The following is a 16,065-nucleotide window of genomic DNA, read 5'->3' as shown; positions in this document are numbered from 1 at the left end:
AGTCTTTGTTAGCATTGAAGAAAATGCGCTCGCAAATTAACTCAGAAAGTTGAGAACTTAATGAACACTAACCAGCATTGAACCCTGGGTAGTATCCACAACCTGATAACCCAACTTGTTGAGCTCTTTGCGCAAAGTATCTGCCAGCTCAAAATTCTTCGCCTTACGGGCCTGGTTCCTTTTAGCGAGAATCTCCTTGATCTCATCCGGTAGTTCATCAAGAGGTATGGGCAGGCTTTGCCAGTCCAAAATACCCAGAACATCATCCATATTTTTTAAGGTCTGCTCCAAAAACTCCGCTTCTTCCAGAGTCAACTCTTTTCTATCCATCAGCTTGTGAGCAACTCTGGCCAAGTTAAAAAGCTTAGGCCAGAACCTATGTATACTCAGATCATGTTCAAACGCATTTTGCAGACTCTTTTTCAAGTCAAAAACTGCCTGCTCCATCAAAGGCCTGATTCCCTTTCCTTTCCAGACAAAAGATTTAAGTTTAACCAATACATCCTGAACCTTGGCCCAATTTTTTAGCCACATGTGTAAATTGCTTGGTCCGGAGACAAGTGTCTTGTGATAGGATGTGGATAAAAGCCACATTCTAATGGCCAATGGCTTTAACCCCTGCTCCAGAAAATAGTTTATACTTACTGCTCTCTCCTGACCTTGTTCTTTAAAATCAACAGCCAGGGAGATCATCCATGCCTGGGGCTGGATATTCAAGGCATTTTTCCAGATGCTCCTTAAATTATCCACATGAGGAAAGGCATGCATCTGTCCGGCCAGAACCACATCCAAGACTTCACAGGTAGCCGTTGCAACACTGGCCTGCTGTAGATACCAGGAAGGTCGGACGTTGCCCCAACTGGTTTTCAGGACATTATCTTCTTTTAGGTCCTGCAAGCTGGCTCTTTTGAGCAAAGTAAAATCGCGCGGATTATCCTTGACGTAGTTTTCCAAGTCCACGGTCTTGCCAGGAAATATCTTGGACAGGTCCATATGAATCAATGCCCCGTATTCCCTATCCCGGCGCACATCAAAGTAAACAGACCTGAGTTTTTCATAAGCTGTTCCTTTGGATAAAAGTTTTTGGCATATTTCAATGGCTGTATCCGTGTGCTCGGAAGAAAGAACAAACCTGGTCCCGGTATGAATATTTAATTTGCCGGACAGCTCGTGAATCTTTCTCACGGCCTCTTGGGAAAACTCTTTTCTGCTGAGGTTAGCAGCCCTAGCAGCCTTAAGGGTCCGGTCATCAAAGTCAGCCAACCCCACAACCAATCTGGAGTCATGACCCTTTTGGCGTAAATAGCGGTTCAGTACATCAAAAAGCACAATCCTGCGCCAGGGCTCAGGCTCATCCAGGGCATCCATACTTGGGCCAAAAGTGAATAAATTTGGGCCTCCACGACTAATTTCTGTATGCAAACAAATCTCTTCTCTTTTATACAAATCAAAGACTTTAATACCGCGCCTCTCCGGGGGAACAAAAAGAGAAGTACTTAAGTATCTCTCCCCTCCATCAGGAAAAATAGTAACTACCACTCCGCTCTCAAGCTCTTTGGCAACACTCAGGGCCCCGGCCAAGGCTGCCCCTGAACTCATGCCCACAAATAAACCTTCTTCTCTGGCAAGCCTGCGGCACATCTCAAAGGCCTCGTCATCCTCAACGTGCAAAACCCTGTCCAGGATAGTTTTATCATAAATGCCGGGAGGATAAGACTCCTGCATATTCTTGAGCCCCTGAATCTTGTGGCCGGCATAAGGTTCAATGGCAATACACTGCACCTCAGGGTTCAGTTCTTTTATCCTCTTGGTAATCCCCATAATGGTACCGGAAGTGCCCAAGCAGGCCACAATATGGGTAACTTTTCCCCCTGTCTGTTCCCATATCTCCTTGCCTGTGGTCTGATAATGGGCCTCAATGCTGGCAGGATTGTTAAACTGATCCATGAGCACATATTTATCTGGCTCTTCCCTGGCCAAGCGATAGGCTTCTTCAATGGCACCATCCGTACCCAAGTGTCCCGGGGTGAGTACTATTTCTGCCCCATAGGCACGCATGATCCGCTTTCTCTCTTCAGAGGCAGACTCTGGCATCAAAAGCTTTAATTTATACCCTTTTACAGCACAGACCATGGCAAGCCCGATACCCGTATTACCGGATGTGGCCTCAATAACTATCTTGTCTTTGTTTAGCTGGCCTGATTTTTCTGCAGCCTCGATCATGGCCAAAGCCACCCGATCCTTGATAGAGCCACCAGGATTCCCTGCTTCTAACTTGGCCAGCACTTTTACATGACTGTAAGGATTGAGTTTTTTTATCTCCACTAGGGGGGTCTGGCCAATTAAGGATAAAACATCTTTATGTTGCATAATCACTTGTTCTTACTTAAGGTTTAGAAAAAATTACTTCAAAATTAACATCTAACCAATGGACAGACAAAAAAAAGCCTACTTTTATGCGTTGCTAACAGTATTTATCTGGTCTACAGTAGCTTCGGCCTTTAAAATTAGTCTTCGCTACCTGGATCATGTTCAGCTCCTTTTTTACTCAACTCTGACCTCAAGCCTGGCTTTAGGCGTTTTATGTCTTTACTTTTTTGGGCCTGGATTTTGGACTAAATTCCATAGGGCCGACATTCTTCGTTCCATGTTTCTAGGTCTGCTAAATCCCTTTTTATACTACCTGATTTTATTTAAAGCCTATGAACTCCTGCCAGCCCAAGAAGCCCAGTCTCTAAATTATACTTGGGGGATCGCCCTGACTATTTTGTCAATTCCCTTACTCAAGCAACGAATCAACCTTTACCAGATTCTGGCCATCTTTGTTAGCTATTCCGGGGTAGTGGTTATTTCTACTCACGGTCACCTGCTTGAACTGAAATTCTCCAACCCCATGGGCGCTACCCTGGCCCTTGTGAGTACCATCATTTGGTCTCTTTACTGGATATCCAATACCAAAGATGACTTAGACCCCATTTTGCGCCTGTTTTTAAACTTTTGCTTTGGCCTTATTTTTATTTTCCTTTACCTACGCATGACCTCCCATGTAACCATCTATTCCCTCCCTGGCATTTTAGGAGCCATATACGTAGGCTTATTTGAAATGGGCATCACTTTTGTCTTCTGGTTAAAGGCGTTAAAATTGTCCAGGACAACAGCCCAAGTCAGTAACCTCATCTATCTTTCCCCTTTTTTATCTTTAATTTTTATTCATTTTTTTGTCGGGGAAAAGATTTTGCCCTCGACCATCATCGGCCTAATGCTCATTCTGTCGGGCCTAATTGTTCAAAACATGACGCATGGTGAGGTAAAGGACTAAGATAGCTTACCCAGCTGCTGCCCTGACTTGGGACATATCCGTAATACCCTGTAATACTTTTAAAATACCATCTTGCTTTAAAGTTAACATGCCATCTTTAATGGCCTGCTCTCGAATCTTTTCTGTAGGTTCGCGGTACTTGATCAAATTCTTGATGCCTTCTGATGTGGGCATAAGTTCGTGAATTCCGATCCTGCCTTTATATCCTCCTATGCAATGGCGACATCCTTTGGGTTGAAATAGAACCGGCTTATCTGCTAAAAATTTCCGAGCGTACTTTTCAAAACCAGGTCCGAACTCATGCTTTAATTCTTCCAACTCCCGAGCCGAAGGAACATACTTTTTTTTACACCTGGTACACAAGGTCTTGATCAGTCTCTGTGCCAATACACAAAGCAAAGAATCTGCAAAATTAAAAGGGTCCAGATCCATATCCAACAGCCTGGTGATGGTCTCCGGAGCTGAATTGGTGTGCAAAGTGGAGAAGACCAAATGCCCGGTCAAAGAGGCCTCTACCCCAATATGGGCCGTTTCTTTGTCCCGCATTTCACCGATCATAATAACATCCGGGTCCGCCCGTAAAAAGGAACGCAAAGCAGCGGCAAAAGTTAACCCGATTTTGGGGTTCACTTGAACCTGTCTTAATCCATCCTGGGTAATCTCCACAGGATCTTCAGCAGTCCAGATCTTGCGCTCAGGTGTATTAATGTAGCTTAAGGCTGAATGCAAAGTGGTTGTTTTACCGGAACCTGTAGGGCCAACCACTAAAATCAAGCCGTATGGCTTATGGATCATTTTAAGAAAGGCCTGAAAATTTGTCTCTGAAAGCCCCAACTTGTTCAGGGGCATGGGCTTTCCCGAAGCCAGGACACGTAAGACAACATCTTCCTGATTTTCCACAGTGGGAATGGTGGCTACCCTAAATTCAATAACTTTATTCCGGTCCGGCAGCTTGATTTTGACCTTTCCGTCCTGAGGCAAGCGTCTCTCGGCAATATCTAGATGGGCCATGATCTTGATTCTAGATATCAATGGCTTGGCCAACCCGTAACGAATCTTGCTAAATTCGTGGCAAGTTCCATCAATACGAAATCTAATAGAACAATACCTGGCCCGGATATTTGGTTCAATATGGATATCAGAGGCATTTTTCCGCCACGCTTCCACAAGTAAGGCATTGACCAAACGGACAACTTCGCTATCATGTTCACTGAGCTCACTTTCTTCTAGTTCCTGCTCCACTTCAGTCTCATCATCAATATCCAAGTCATCAACCAGAGAAGCCAATTCCTGATCTGAACTCAACTGCTGGTAAAAGTGCTCAATAAATTGCTCGATATCATGAGCAGTGGAGACTTTAGCCCGTATATTACTGGTACCGAAAATAAACCTGATTTCATCTAACCTCCCCAAATCAAAGGGGTTGGTCATGAGTACTTCAATGGTTTTGCCATCTTGCCTGAATGGTACCCAACCATACCTTTTCAAGAAATCAGGGTCTAATCTTCGCTTTTCAAAAAGTTCAAAAGGAGGTTCTATGGAGGGATCAAAAGGGACGAACTCGGTTTCATAATAAAGTTGCAGGGATTTACCCAACTCTTTTTTATCAATATCATAGACCTGCATGAGTATCTCATCCAGGTCTTTGTTCTCTTTCTTGGCACTCTCCATAGCCTTATTTAATTCTTCCTGGGTTATCTGCCCTGAAAGAATTAAATAAGCATAACGGCTACTCCATTTTCCCTGCCCTGAAGTTTGTTTATGGTTCATAGTTTATAATAGTCGTGAGTCCGAAAGTCGTGAGTCAGAGAGTCGAGAGGCCAGGAAAATCAAGGTAAATTTAAAAGACTCCAGGCTCTCGGACTCACGACTATTGACTCTAAATTACTTATTCAGCCAAGCCATCATTTCCCTTAATTTATCTCCTACCTCCTCAATCTGATGATTATTCATCTGTCGACGTAAGGCCTGAAATCTGGGAGTGCCAGCCTGATTTTCCAGGATCCATTCCCGGGCAAAGGTTCCATCCTGTATCTCGCCAAGTATCTTTTTCATCTCTTTTTTCACCTGTTCATTAACGACTCTCGGCCCTCGTGTATAATCTCCATATTCAGCTGTATCACTGATAGAGTAATGCATCTTCTTGAACCCGCCTTCATAAAGCAAATCAACGATCAGCTTTAACTCGTGCATACATTCAAAAAAGGCGATTTCGGGCTGATAGCCAGCTTCAACCAATGTCTCAAAACCAGCCCGAATCAAGGCGCTCACACCACCACAAAGAACAGCCTGCTCACCAAACAGATCTGTCTCGGTTTCTTCGGCAAAGGTAGTTTCAATAACACCTGAGCGAGTTGCTCCAATACCCCTGGCATAGGCCAGTGCCCTAGCCAGAGCCTGACCAGTATAATCCTGATGTACAGCTACCAGGGCAGGTACTCCACCACCGCGGACATACTCCCGACGCACCAGATGTCCAGGACCTTTGGGGGCGACCATAACCACATCTACATCTTGCGGGGGAACAATTTGATTAAAATGAATATTAAACCCATGACTAAAAACCAGTGTCTTGCCTGCTGTTAGGTTAGGCAATACTTCTTCTTTAAACACTTTGGGCTGATATTGGTCCTGGACTAAAATTTGAATCAAATCGGCCTTAACAGCTGCCTCAGAAGCTGAAACAGGCTCAAAACCATGTTCACGGGCCAATTGCCAGTTAGGCCCTCCGGGTCTTTGCCCTACAATGACGTTTAAACCTGAGTCACGCAAATTCTGGGCATGAGCATGTCCCTGGCTCCCATAGCCAATAATAGCAATTGTCTTATCCTGTAATACACTCAAATCAGCATCCTGTTCGTAATAAACCTTCATTATTATCTCCTTATATTTTTAGTAATATGACCGGATGGTTTCAGTTTATTAGGTACTACTTCAGCCATTTGGCCATCCACCCATTCACTAAAGCTGCATACTTCGCTTTAAAGCCACAGTGCCTGTACGGACAAATTCTTTAATCCCAAAACGTTGCAACAAATTAACAATGGCCTTGATCTTTTTTTGATCCCCTGTGGCCTCTATTGTTAATTCATCAATACTTACATCTACTACCTTGCATCTAAATATATCCACAATTCTTAAAATCTCCGCTCGCTTTGAATCCTCCGCATTGACTTTGATCAGGACCATTTCTCTTTCCACAGCCTGCATACGCGTAAGGTCTACGACCTTCACCACAGTGACAACTTTACGCAACTGTTTGACAATCTGCTCGATAATCTGCTCATCACCGCTGGTAGTTATGGTCATTAAGGACATGCCCTTTTCCAGGGTAGGACCCACACTAAGTGTTTCAATATTAAAACCACGCCCACTAAACAGACCTGCCACCCGGGACAAAACACCTGGCTCGTTCTCCACTAAAACAGACAAGACATGACGCACGGCGTTTACCTCCTATACTAAAAGCATTTCTGTTAACGACGCCCCAGCAGGAACCATAGGATAGACGTTTTCTTCCGGCTCTACCCACACGTCAACAATACATGGTTTTTTGGAGGCAAATGCCTCTTTGAGCACTGGCTCCACATCTTCCTTTTTCTTCACCCGATATCCATCTGCTCCATAGGCTTTGGCCAAGCTCACAAAGTCCGGATTTTTGTGCAAGCAAGTAGCACAATAATTCTTATTGTAAAAAAGTTCCTGCCACTGGCGGACCATGCCCAGATAGCCGTTATTTAAAATGACTATTTTTACTGGTAAATCATAGCTGACAGCGGTGGCTAATTCCTGGATATTCATCTGAATGGAGCCGTCGCCAGCAATGTCAATAACCAGTTTGCCCGGATGGGCTAGTTGTGCCCCAATGGCCGCTGGAAAACCATATCCCATTGTACCCAGGCCACCGGAAGAAAGAAAAGTTCGCGGATGATGATAGTGATAGAATTGCGCGGCCCACATCTGGTTCTGTCCAACCTCTGTAGTAATAATGGCCTGACCAGAAGTTAGTTCATAAATTTTCTCCACCACCATTTGTGGCTTGATAAATTCATCGGAGTCTTCATATTTTAATGGGTGTGACCGAGACCACTCTCTAACACGTTCAATCCAGTCAGCGTGTTTATCATCCCAGTTGACATCTGCCTTTACCAACTCTTCCTCCAGGGCCTCCAGTGCATTCAAACAATCAGAAACAATAGGAACGTCCACAGAAACATTTTTGCGAATAGATGTCGGATCAATATCAATGTGAATAATTTTGGCCTTGGGAGCAAATGTGGCTATCTTACCTGTGACCCGGTCGTCAAATCTGGCTCCGATAGAAATCAGCAGATCAGAATTATTCACAGCCATATTAGCCGTATAAGTTCCGTGCATACCCAGCATACCAAGCCATAACGGATCGTTGCCAGGAAAAGCCCCCAACCCCATTAAGGTGGTTGTAACCGGTATCTTATATTTTCTGGCCAGCATTGTCAGTGCTTCGGAAGCTGAGGAGGAAATTACTCCTCCCCCTGCATATATAAGAGGTCGCTTGGCCTCAGAGATAAGCTTCGCTGCCTTTTTTACCTGCTTTCTATTGGGCAGATAGTTGGGGTTATAGCTGCGCATGCTTATCTTTTCCGGGTAAACAAACTTGCTTGTCTTGGCCTGCATCACATCCTTGGGTAAATCCACGAGAACCGGACCTGGACGCCCTGTGCTGGCAATATAAAAAGCCTCCTTTATAATCCTGGCCAGATCGTTAACATCTTTGACCAGGTAATTGTGCTTAGTACAAGGCCTGGTAATACCGACTATATCCACTTCTTGAAAGGCATCATTGCCAATCAGCGGGGTTGGCACCTGTCCGGTAAAAACGACCAGAGGAATTGAATCCATGTAAGCCGTGGCAATTCCGGTCACGGTATTTGTCGCTCCGGGTCCGGAAGTAACTAGACACACGCCTACTTTGCCAGTTGAACGGGCATAACCATCAGCAGCATGAACAGCTCCCTGTTCATGGCGGACAAGTATATGCTGAAATGGATAGTTAGGCATTTCATGATAGATATCAATAACCGCTCCACCGGGAAAACCGAAAATATGCTTAACGCCTTCTTGTTTCAAACACTCTAAAAAGATCTGAGCTCCGCTCCACTCCATTTCATCCCTCCATGGCTTTGTATTTATCCAGGATAGCTTGCATCCTGGTTTTACCAGCCAATTTCAGTTTTTTAAGTTCCTTCATCTCCTGCTCTTCAGCAGGAGTTAGAAAAGGTTTGCTCTCAAATTTTTCTAGTTTTTTTTCATAAGCTAAATGGTCTTCCCATAAAGCTTTTAGTTCCGGATCCTTTTCACTGTATTTGGCAATAAGTTCCAATTCGTATTGTTCCATGGGAACCTCCTTTATATGGTTGGTTAAGACACTATTTAGACCAAATCACATTTATTGGTTATATAACTTATGCCAGGCAGGCTCCTGATCAGCTTTAATAAGAATATTTTTCTGCCTTGTTGTTTGTCCAGATTCAATACTGACCTGATTTTTCCTGAGCCCAAGTTCTTTAGCGATAAATGAACACAGGGCATTATTAGCTTTATCATCAACGGGCGGGGCCTGGACTCTGATTTTTAACCGCTGATCATAAAGGCCAACTACCTCATTCTTCTTGGCCTTGGGCTGGACCCAGACCATTAAGCGCCAGATCCCTTTTTTTACTTGCGCATAAAAAGAATATTCCTGCATTTTTACTTTTAACTTACTCCCAAAAATTTTAATTTAGACTCTATTTCATCCACTTGCTGTTCTTCTATACTATTCGACTCCAACAGCTTAAGATGTGATTCAATAAGTGCTCTTAGTTTTATCTCAAAATGGGTGCGCTGTCTTTTAAGCTCGGTTATATCTTCGTGAATCTGGGCCAATCTTTTGTGAGCCTGGTTTAAAATATCTTCTGCCTTGGCCTGAGCCTCTTCTACAATAAGCTTGGCCTGTTTATGGGCATTAGCCTTAAGATCATCGACCATTTTCTGAGTAGTAATCAGGGTGTTCTGTAAAATTTTCTCCCGACTTTTGTACTCTTCCAGGCTTTTACTAAAAGATTCGACCTGCTTCTGTAAGTTTTCCTTTTCCTCGGCCAATTTGCCCAATTGGTCGGCTACTTCTTGCAAAAAAATGTCTATCTCCGCCTTTTTGTAGCCAAAAAGAGAGGTAGAAAACTTATGATTTAAAATATCAACTTTGGAAGTACTCATAGCTATATCCTCAAACTATGCCATCAATTTAGCTGCATAGCTATTTGCAGCATTGATTGCACTAAAAATATTTTTAAAAATTGAATCGCCATTAAAACTACAATAGGAGACAAATCTACACCGCCGATATATGTAAAGGGAAGCCACTTACGGACACGGTAAAAAACAGGTTCTGTCAGGTTGCGCAAGATACGTACGATAGGATTGTACGGATCAGGATTAACCCAAGAAAGTAGAGCAGAAATAATGACTACCCAAAAATATAAAGACAAAAGAGTGTCAACAATACTAGCTATCGCTTGCAAAAAATTAACAAATATAAACATAGACCCTCCAAATACACTGCAAAGACAAACTTTTTGCAGGAAATATTAAATGTTCATACTGTGAAATAATGTCTGTTTTATCCCCTTTTTATACCCTTCACACTTTACGTTAAGTTACGCATCATATACTGTCGCATAGTCCAGAAATCGGGGATATACATATCCGCTTGTAAATAGATATTTTTAAACCCCCAAAAAGGTACCCCGGCCCTGTGGGCTGTTTCCTGGTCTACCTCGGAATCGCCAATGAAAACAACTTGCTCTGGTCTATATGACCACATCCTCAAAATTTTGAAAATGCCCTCAGGATTAGGCTTGGGATGGCTAACCTTAGCTGCAGTTATAACCGGAGAAAAATAAGGGTAAAGCTTAAAATGTTCCAGAATCAGATCCATAGTTGTAGTTCTGTTAGTATTAATAGAACAGGCAATCCTTTTTTGCCTCAGAAACTGCAAAAGTGGCAATAGCCCTTCTTCCGGGCGCATATACGGAATTAAAACTTTATAATTGATTTTTTGACGAATTTCAGGAAGTTTATGACGTAACTTTTCAGGGACAATAAACTTTAACGAATTGTCCACTGAATGCATATGCACATATTCCTCTTCCTCCTTACACATTGGAGGTAGTCCGAGGGCATCTTTAATCATATTGTAATATTTGATATTAACTTCTCTCGAATTAAACAACACACCATCACAATCAAAAATTATCCCTTTAAGTCCTGCTATTTCTATTTTTTTCAAAAGAAAGTTACAAATAAACAATAATCACCCCCGGCAAACTTTTACAACCTGATGCAGGTTCTAAAAACTAAATTTACAATTTAGACAAATATTGATGCAATACAATAAAGTTACTTAGCGTTTTTATCATGGAAACAACAAAAATTTGGAGTTGTGTTCATTATTGATTTTTGACATTAATTTGATATTAAAAAATTAGTTTTTTGATTTACATTTTACTTCACAGGATAAACATAAAAGTTATAAATCCCTGTTATCCTGCCCTAGACCGGATAACAGAACCATCGGACAATAAACACAATGAACTCAACAAACAATAAATCAGACTTAAACCAAGGCTAACAATTTTAAATCATTATATAAAAACTTGCCTTTATGGTCTAATTGTTCTTTTTTTAATACTCCTTCAAAAACATTTAAACCATAAACATTTAGTGGACTGTCTTCAATGTCCAAATCTTTTTTCTCCCAGTTAACCCCCATTTCCGCAAGGGCTTCTTGAACCTGCCGGTCCACCACCATTAATTTTCCATTCTCAGGTAAAAACAAGGCAAAAGGGTAAAGAAGCTTCTCCCACCCCAAGTTTACCTGGCTGGCAATTGGCGTGGAAAAAGTGGTCTTGGCCCAAATATCATCATCTTTTTCCACCCCCAAAAGCTGTTCAAATTTTTGCCAGGATTTTTTTAGTTTGTCATCAATCTGGAACAACTCAATAATCCTCTCTTCCAGAGCATATCCTAAAAGCAGAAGCATCTGTGCTTTTTTTGCCTCAAATAATCGCTCGTCTTTTTTTTTGTCTCCAGCCCCAATTAACTCTGATTTTATAGCCAATGTAGTATCTGTATAGAAATCATCGATTCCCTTCAATCCAAAGTAAGCCATATCTGAAGGTTTTTTAAATTGTTCTCCAAATTTTAGGCACTCGTTGATATAGGCTTTGGCTTCACGAGGAGTTAAGACAAGGTTTGACGGTAAAAAATAATTATCCTCATCATTTAATTCCAATCCCGGGTTTAAAAACAAGGCCTTATTCTGCAAGATTTCAGAGACAAATTCTTTGTGCATATAAGGAAAGTGAATTAAAATGTTATCCGACATTTTCTTACCTACTCCAGGATATTTTCAGTTTATTGATGGAAACGATTCATACGAGTTGAGATTGTAAGCACAGCAAACATACCTATCCCTCATCAAGATCGTCAATTATGCTCATATGACCATTATACTGATATAAATGACAACGTCCCATGCATTTGGGCAAAGCCAGAATACAGATGTTTCCATGAAGATAGATGCAACTCTCTTCTTCTTCGCACGAGACATAGTGTGGGCAATTCCAGCCAGAAATAATTTTTCTGGCCATTCTTCTCTCCCAAATACCTTCTACTTGACTGGGATTCAACTGAAAATATTCAGCCTGGTTAACCAAGTGGTCATATTCTTTTTCCCACTTAACAAGTACCTGACATTGCCAATGCCTATTATAACCAGGATTTAAAACCTCCTCATAAACGCAGTGACCATATTTATAAAAAAGGCACCCCTCTCCGGGAAAAAAGTACAATTTACCCATCAAACTTTATTCAATGATTTTGTCTAGTTATACAGAATAATTGGCAAACCAGCTAAAAGCACAACCGCCCTCCAAGAGTCTGTGGCCAAACCCTACTTAAGAGGGCAAATTTTTAATGAATCAATGATTTCCGGATTATATGCCACACATATTACATTGATTGCCTCCAAAAGGTAAAACCGCTCTTCTCTCTTCTTCATCTTTTTGATATGGCCAGAGCCTGTACCCCCCATCAATTACATATAATTGTTTGGCTCCCATATTGGCCAACAATTTGGCTGCTTCATATGCCCGGCCAGAACTGTGAGAATAAATTACCAGAGGCGTAAACCTGGGAATTTCCATAACTCTTTTCTTTAACTGGTTTAAAGGAATATTGTAGGCCCCTGGCAGACGCCCCTTTTCCCATTCCTGAGTAGAACGCACATCCAAAAGGAAAAAATCGGCCCCATCTCTTTTGGACTCCAGTAATTCCTCCGGAGTTATGCCCAGAATGCCTGGCTCCATCTTATGGATAGCCATCCTGGCCAATCGTAACAAAGGATTAAATTTTAAACCCTTGGCTAAAAATTTGTCTTTCAGGATATCATCCACTTTAGTCCGTAAATTTATATATACAGAGGCCATATCCGTCCATCTACTACCCCCTGCCCCTGCCATCTGGAAACCAAGAATCTGTCTGGTTTTCCTGTCCACGATCATTTTTGCCACATACTCATCTTTTTGCCATATGTCTTCATATCCTACACAAACCACAAACTCGGCTTGAAAACCCTTTTGCATAGCTTCGTTTAAACTTAGCCCTGCTTTTGCAAATTCTTTATCTCCGGTTTGTAACAGAAGTGATTCCATAGAATCCAAACCAACTTCCGTATCCCTAAAAAAACTCCGGGCTAACTTTTGGGCCAAATTGGACAAGTACTCCTCATTGTATTGTAACAAAAACTGTTCCCTGTCCTGTAACATAGGTATTAGATAAACATCCTCCTCATGAGACTTTAAACCTTGAGCAAGCGATGTTTGCAACTGATCTAAATCAAAGCCAAAATTCTCACTCCATCTTTCATCGCAAGCAATACGTCCTGAAAAGACGAGTAATCTTTTAGCCTCTCTCGTGTTTAACTTATCCGACCAATTTTCTATTTTATCAACTTTCCTGAGCTCAACGCCTTTTTTCTTTAGATGTTCTTCAAGGTAAAATTCCAGCTCGGGCTCAAAAAAAGTTTTATTCTCCCTTATCCAGATAAACTTTTTCTTTGCCATCAATAACACCTGCACTAGGGCCAGATCATTTCCAACCACTACAATGTCATTCAGCTCATCAAAATGATCGATAAAATATTGAATACAACTTTGGTCTGGCCAAATCAGGAACCGTTCTTCTCGGACATATGTAGGGGGATAAATCTCTACCTTGGGAATAATTATGAGCTTGTCAAACTGATATGCAGTATGCCCCATATTAGTCAAAATTGTAAGTTCTTTCCTGGATACATTCACTTGAATTCTTTTTCCCAAAATTGGCTTTTCACCTCTTTGAAACAGAAAGTTATCAAATCCTACTTTAAGTTTAGCTCTCGCTCTGGACCAGTTTTCAATCTTTTCTCCTTCTTGAACAAGTTGACTGAATAGTGGCAGGGGATATTTCTCATCACTATATTCATCAAACCAGAGCACCTCGGTTTTAGGTGCAGTCTTTTTTACTTGGGTCACAAACTTATAAGCAACAAATCCATGGCCGATAATCACTATTCTATCCATCTCAACTCCCTTTTATCCCTAAATCATTCCTAAAAAATCTCTTTTAGATGTCCGAGCCCCAAAACACAAGCCTGTTTAACGTAAAAATAGGCAAAGGGCTAAAGATTAGCTGTCAGTTGTTGCTAAACGTCTTGCCAGTGTCAAAATTAGGCATTGAATTCTCAAAAATTTGAAAGCCGTTTAAACTTGCCTCCATAATTCCAAACTCAAAAGTTCTAACCCTCAGGGCAAACGCACCTAAATTGCAAAAATTTATATATCTAACAAATCCTTAGTGCACTTCAAACATCGGCCCAAAGGGGCGAGAATCTTTTGTTCGGCTTCCTCCCTTAAGCCGAACAAAAGCCTTTATTTTCCTTGGCGACTTAGCGGCTTGGCGCGATGCTTTCTCTTAAAAATTAGATACGTTTACCCTGTTCAAACTCTAAACATATCTTGACCATCACCAAGCCCAAGTGTATATCGACTCTAACCAAGGAAAAAGGAGGCAATGCATGTTTGGAATAGGAATTCCCGAGCTAATCATTATTCTAGTCATAGTCTTAGTCATCTTTGGAGCCAACAAGTTACCGGAAATCGGCTCTGGAATGGGCAGGGCTATTAAAAACTTTAAAAAAGCCACTTCTGAACCAGAAGAGATTGATGTCACTCCGGACAAAAAAACTGAAGACGATTCTGAAAAAAATGATTCCAAATAACTCTGGTTTAAAGTGACAAAAGAGAACAAAAATAGTTTTTTTAAACCGTGTTGACTAACCATTTTTTTGTCTCTTCATGAAAAAACACCTTTCAGTAAATAAGTGAAGATTGACGACTAGCCTCTTGTTTTTTTCACTCTAGTTCACTTGATACTCTGGTTGCAACTAGGTGAGAAATAAAAAATCCCGGTTTAACCGGGATTTTTTATTTCTTCTGAAAATGCTCATGACTACCGTCGGATATGCTCATGCACAACCTAATACGATGGCTGCATTTTGGTTGAGTAGTTGAGTAGGTGAGTGGTTAATTAGGTAGGATAGTCAGTGGATTTTGTTCAATTCTGACTCAATCTCCATTTTGAAAAAAATAATTTAGTCCTCTATACACATAATGTGTCCCTGAAATTATAGTCAACAATACTACCACAAAAACAAGTTTGGGCAACAGCCAGTTAACTGGCCAAGACGTACTTTTGACCACAAGGACAAAAAAAACAAGTAGGATTTGAAACATAGTCGTCACTTTGCTTATCCAAGAGGGATTAATTTTTCTGCTTATATCCACTCCCCAAAAGTGAAGGACAGCCAAGCCACCAAGAATTATCAAATCTCTACTCACAACTAAAATTACCAGCCAGGCCGGGAGCCAACCTTTAATCCCCAGACATACAAATGATGTCACCAACAGCACCTTGTCTGCCAAAGGATCAAGCATTGCCCCTAGCCTAGAGCGCTGCTTTAAAACCCTAGCCAGAAATCCATCAAAGGCATCGGTAATCCCAGCCAAAGCAAAAAGCCACCAGGCCATATAAAAATTTTCATTAACAAAGGCGGCTACAAAACTAGGAGTAATGAGGATCCTTACTACCGTTAAAAAATTGGGGATAGTCCAGTTGTTTTGCTCGTTCATTACGTACCTTGCTCTTTATCACGCATCAGGTTGATCTAACCCATGAACTCTAGCTGTCTTTCTCCATATCCAAAAGCTTAGACACCATCAGGTCAAATGTTAAACAGATTTACTTTTTAACAATAAATACCCACTACTACACAGTCACCTTTTTGGTTCGAGACACTCAAGCCACCGCGGTAAAAGAGTTGGAACGTAAACCGCCATCCAATATAATCAGTTTGAGGCTGGGATTTTCTTTTACCTTAATTCTGGCAAGAGCTTAAAATTTATCACCTACTCAAACTTTTACCAACCTTTTTCTCTCCAATATATTCCTTAAGAGTCTGTGGCCACCCCCCCTCCATTTTGACTACCAGATTAGAAATCCTGGTTTCTTGAAAGCATTGCAAAGGGCTGGGTCCAGGCATTTGCACCAGCATGAAAGAAATCAGGATTGAAAAAAATTATGAAAATTGTCCCCTGGATCCGTGAAAATTAACTCAACAACGATTC

The 16,065-nt window shown here is 41.5% G+C and carries 16 protein-coding genes; 2 read left to right on the top strand and 14 right to left on the bottom strand.

All coding sequences use genetic code 11. The annotated features are described in order from the left end of the window. Positions 1–57: 57 nt before the first annotated feature. A complete protein-coding gene (locus AC3WVG_RS09495) occupies positions 58–2,370 on the bottom strand; it encodes a cysteine synthase (RefSeq protein WP_488797892.1) in 2,313 nt (770 codons plus the stop codon). A gap of 58 nt (positions 2,371–2,428) precedes the next feature. Between AC3WVG_RS09495 and AC3WVG_RS09490 the strand changes: the two genes are divergently transcribed. Beyond that, a complete protein-coding gene (locus AC3WVG_RS09490) occupies positions 2,429–3,319 on the top strand; it encodes a DMT family transporter (RefSeq protein ID WP_488797891.1) in 891 nt (296 codons plus the stop codon). A 6-nt stretch (positions 3,320–3,325) separates the two neighbouring features. On the opposite strand, the gene AC3WVG_RS09485 is transcribed toward AC3WVG_RS09490, so the two are convergent. The 12 genes from AC3WVG_RS09485 to AC3WVG_RS09430 form a co-directional block, all read right to left on the bottom strand. Next, positions 3,326–5,089 (bottom strand): GspE/PulE family protein, encoded by a 1,764-nt coding sequence (locus AC3WVG_RS09485; RefSeq protein WP_488797890.1) that lies wholly within the window; start codon positions 5,087–5,089, stop codon positions 3,326–3,328. 114 nt (positions 5,090–5,203) lie between these two features. Continuing rightward, entirely contained in the window at positions 5,204–6,193 is a 990-nt protein-coding gene (ilvC, locus tag AC3WVG_RS09480) for a ketol-acid reductoisomerase (RefSeq protein ID WP_252380152.1), read from the bottom strand. Between the two features lie 87 nt (positions 6,194–6,280). Beyond that, entirely contained in the window at positions 6,281–6,763 is a 483-nt protein-coding gene (ilvN, locus tag AC3WVG_RS09475) for an acetolactate synthase small subunit (RefSeq protein ID WP_488797889.1), read from the bottom strand. A 12-nt stretch (positions 6,764–6,775) separates the two neighbouring features. Continuing rightward, positions 6,776–8,464 (bottom strand): biosynthetic-type acetolactate synthase large subunit, encoded by a 1,689-nt coding sequence (ilvB, locus tag AC3WVG_RS09470; protein WP_488797888.1) that lies wholly within the window; start codon positions 8,462–8,464, stop codon positions 6,776–6,778. 1 nt (position 8,465) lies between these two features. Further along, positions 8,466–8,696, bottom strand: a complete 231-nt coding sequence (locus AC3WVG_RS09465; protein ID WP_488797887.1) for a DUF465 domain-containing protein — start codon at positions 8,694–8,696, stop codon at positions 8,466–8,468. 51 nt (positions 8,697–8,747) lie between these two features. After that, entirely contained in the window at positions 8,748–9,047 is a 300-nt protein-coding gene (locus AC3WVG_RS09460; RefSeq protein ID WP_488797886.1) for a DUF167 domain-containing protein, read from the bottom strand. Between the two features lie 8 nt (positions 9,048–9,055). Then, on the bottom strand, positions 9,056–9,556 hold the full coding sequence (locus AC3WVG_RS09455) for a DivIVA domain-containing protein (protein WP_488797885.1): 501 nt from the start codon (positions 9,554–9,556) through the stop codon (positions 9,056–9,058). 23 nt (positions 9,557–9,579) lie between these two features. Then, complete coding sequence (locus tag AC3WVG_RS09450) at positions 9,580–9,882, bottom strand: YggT family protein (protein ID WP_488797884.1); 303 nt, start codon at positions 9,880–9,882, stop codon at positions 9,580–9,582. Positions 9,883–9,986: 104 nt separating this feature from the next. Then, positions 9,987–10,649, bottom strand: a complete 663-nt coding sequence (locus AC3WVG_RS09445) for an HAD family hydrolase (RefSeq protein WP_488797883.1) — start codon at positions 10,647–10,649, stop codon at positions 9,987–9,989. A gap of 306 nt (positions 10,650–10,955) precedes the next feature. After that, the gene (locus AC3WVG_RS09440; protein WP_488797882.1) at positions 10,956–11,726 is read right to left on the bottom strand and encodes a hypothetical protein; all 771 of its coding nucleotides are present in this window, start codon (positions 11,724–11,726) and stop codon (positions 10,956–10,958) included. 82 nt (positions 11,727–11,808) lie between these two features. Then, complete coding sequence (locus tag AC3WVG_RS09435; protein ID WP_488797881.1) at positions 11,809–12,201, bottom strand: hypothetical protein; 393 nt, start codon at positions 12,199–12,201, stop codon at positions 11,809–11,811. A gap of 135 nt (positions 12,202–12,336) precedes the next feature. Then, entirely contained in the window at positions 12,337–13,962 is a 1,626-nt protein-coding gene (locus tag AC3WVG_RS09430; RefSeq protein ID WP_488797880.1) for a rhodanese-like domain-containing protein, read from the bottom strand. Between the two features lie 494 nt (positions 13,963–14,456). On the opposite strand from AC3WVG_RS09430, the gene AC3WVG_RS09425 reads away from it, so the two are divergent. Next, on the top strand, positions 14,457–14,660 hold the full coding sequence (locus tag AC3WVG_RS09425) for a twin-arginine translocase TatA/TatE family subunit (RefSeq protein WP_488797879.1): 204 nt from the start codon (positions 14,457–14,459) through the stop codon (positions 14,658–14,660). Positions 14,661–15,006: 346 nt separating this feature from the next. Here the strand turns inward: AC3WVG_RS09425 and pgsA are convergent, their stop codons facing one another. Further along, complete coding sequence (gene pgsA / locus AC3WVG_RS09420; RefSeq protein WP_488797878.1) at positions 15,007–15,570, bottom strand: CDP-diacylglycerol--glycerol-3-phosphate 3-phosphatidyltransferase; 564 nt, start codon at positions 15,568–15,570, stop codon at positions 15,007–15,009. Between the last annotated feature and the right edge of the window lie 495 nt (positions 15,571–16,065).

Source organism: Desulfovulcanus sp. (assembly GCF_982781345.1).
Note: the sequence above shows the minus strand (reverse complement) of the source record. Positions and strands in the feature narration are given on the sequence as shown.

Coding starts and splice junctions, on each gene's coding strand:
- AC3WVG_RS09495 (WP_488797892.1), bottom strand. CDS start 2,370: ATGCAACATAAAGATGTTTTATCCTTAATTGGCCAGACCCCCCTAGTG.
- AC3WVG_RS09490 (WP_488797891.1), top strand. CDS start 2,429: ATGGACAGACAAAAAAAAGCCTACTTTTATGCGTTGCTAACAGTATTT.
- AC3WVG_RS09485 (WP_488797890.1), bottom strand. CDS start 5,089: ATGAACCATAAACAAACTTCAGGGCAGGGAAAATGGAGTAGCCGTTAT.
- AC3WVG_RS09465 (WP_488797887.1), bottom strand. CDS start 8,696: ATGGAACAATACGAATTGGAACTTATTGCCAAATACAGTGAAAAGGAT.
- AC3WVG_RS09430 (WP_488797880.1), bottom strand. CDS start 13,962: ATGGATAGAATAGTGATTATCGGCCATGGATTTGTTGCTTATAAGTTT.
- pgsA (WP_488797878.1), bottom strand. CDS start 15,570: ATGAACGAGCAAAACAACTGGACTATCCCCAATTTTTTAACGGTAGTA.
- ilvB (WP_488797888.1), bottom strand. CDS start 8,464: ATGGAGTGGAGCGGAGCTCAGATCTTTTTAGAGTGTTTGAAACAAGAA.
- AC3WVG_RS09435 (WP_488797881.1), bottom strand. CDS start 12,201: ATGGGTAAATTGTACTTTTTTCCCGGAGAGGGGTGCCTTTTTTATAAA.
- AC3WVG_RS09455 (WP_488797885.1), bottom strand. CDS start 9,556: ATGAGTACTTCCAAAGTTGATATTTTAAATCATAAGTTTTCTACCTCT.
- ilvC (WP_252380152.1), bottom strand. CDS start 6,193: ATGAAGGTTTATTACGAACAGGATGCTGATTTGAGTGTATTACAGGAT.
- AC3WVG_RS09460 (WP_488797886.1), bottom strand. CDS start 9,047: ATGCAGGAATATTCTTTTTATGCGCAAGTAAAAAAAGGGATCTGGCGC.
- AC3WVG_RS09450 (WP_488797884.1), bottom strand. CDS start 9,882: ATGTTTATATTTGTTAATTTTTTGCAAGCGATAGCTAGTATTGTTGAC.
- AC3WVG_RS09425 (WP_488797879.1), top strand. CDS start 14,457: ATGTTTGGAATAGGAATTCCCGAGCTAATCATTATTCTAGTCATAGTC.
- AC3WVG_RS09440 (WP_488797882.1), bottom strand. CDS start 11,726: ATGTCGGATAACATTTTAATTCACTTTCCTTATATGCACAAAGAATTT.